The organism is Lysinibacillus sp. EB271-A1-10B, assembly GCF_058791335.1.
This window is the reverse complement of record NZ_JBYTDL010000060.1, coordinates 1-1,483: the sequence shown is the minus strand read 5'-3', so window position 1 is coordinate 1,483 and position 1,483 is coordinate 1. Positions and strand designations below refer to the sequence as shown.

Annotated in this window: 2 protein-coding genes; both read left to right on the top strand. The window is 30.7% G+C overall.

Annotated features, from left to right (window positions below):
• Positions 1–57: 57 nt before the first annotated feature.
• Positions 58–387 carry a hypothetical protein gene (locus tag AC3WSK_RS26475; protein WP_492535161.1) on the top strand — a complete coding sequence of 110 codons (330 nt, stop codon included), beginning with the start codon at positions 58–60 and terminating at the stop codon, positions 385–387.
• Positions 388–884: 497 nt separating this feature from the next.
• The coding region (locus AC3WSK_RS26470) for a discoidin domain-containing protein (protein WP_492535159.1) at positions 885–1,483 on the top strand (599 nt) is incomplete at its 3' end.

The following is a 1,483-nucleotide window of genomic DNA, read 5'->3' as shown; positions in this document are numbered from 1 at the left end:
AGAAAGCCTTTGAGCATAGGATTTAATTAATAAAGAGAAAGAGCAGGTGGAATTATAATGCCTAAAACAAAAATAAAAGATTTAGAACTAACATTCAATAATATATATTTTGTTGATTCAGAAAATGGTTTAGACAATAATAGTGGCTCTAAAACCTCGCCTTTCGCAACCGTAAACTATGCTATATCTAAATGCGCCACAACAGGTGACGCAATTTTTGCAAAAGCAGGTACTCATGATGGCACTAGAATTGCAGGAGAGTATAATTCAGGTGGACTTTGGGATGATAATAAAGCAATCTCATTCATTGGAGAAAAAGGAAAAACAACATTTTTATGTGATGGCTCAAAACATAGTGGTAGAGATACACATTGTATTATGTTCTAAAATTCAGAAACTAAAGCTTATCAAATAACATTTGATTTTAGAATTGGCAACAGAAGTAGTAATAACTATCAAAACGCTATTTGTGGTGTTGGTGGTAATGCTGTAAAAGGAGAAGTTATAAATTGTTTATTTAAAATTGATAGTCAATCCCCTAACTTCACTTACTCTAATAATGGTACATCTGTAACAAAATTCACAAATTGCGTTTTCGATGTTAAAACGAATTTTGTAGGGGCTATTCAGGTTCAGGGTATACCATTGAAAACTGTGTTACAAACTTTTCATTTGCTAGTGATGGCACTAGAAAAAATATATTTAACAAAGTCACATTTGATTCAAACTACCATATTACAAGCCATGATGAATTAGCTATAAATATCGGTGTCTATGCAGGAGAATATTCTTGGAATTTTTATTGGTACTTAAATGGTTTACTACTTAGAGCTAACAACAAAACTTACTCAATAGATTCAATCGACACTTGGAATGAAACCAAAATGACATCAAACACTGCCCCTTCTCCATTTGTTGCAAGTGCAAGTAGTGAATTTAATTCCAAATACCCTGCATGGAAAGCTTTTAATGGCACTAATACAGGTGGTAACTATGACTATTGGAGTAGTGTTGCAGGAACAACAGGTTGGATACAAATTAATTACGGTAAAAAAATTCATGCTAATACCCTTGAATTAAGCTCTACATTGCTTACTCAACAAGTAGCAGATGGTATGCCAAAAGACTTTAATATCTTGGCGTCAAATGATAATTCTAAGTTTATTAAATTAGCTGAATTTAAAGAACAGACATGGAATAATGGCGAAACTAAAAATTATAAGTTCAAAAACAACAATGAATATCAGTATTACAGAATAGAGGTATTTAGTACCAATGGTTATGGGTATGTGTGCATTGGAGAAATATTATTTAAAAGTATTACAAATAATATTATCGAAGTACCAAAAATAAGTGTAAATAATTATATTAATTATGGTTCTTCTAAATTAAAAGACTTAAACAGAATTATTGAGAATAAAAGATACATTTTACAAGATGAAGTTTCAAAAAATGAAGAAAATCTTTGGACAACTAAATTAGA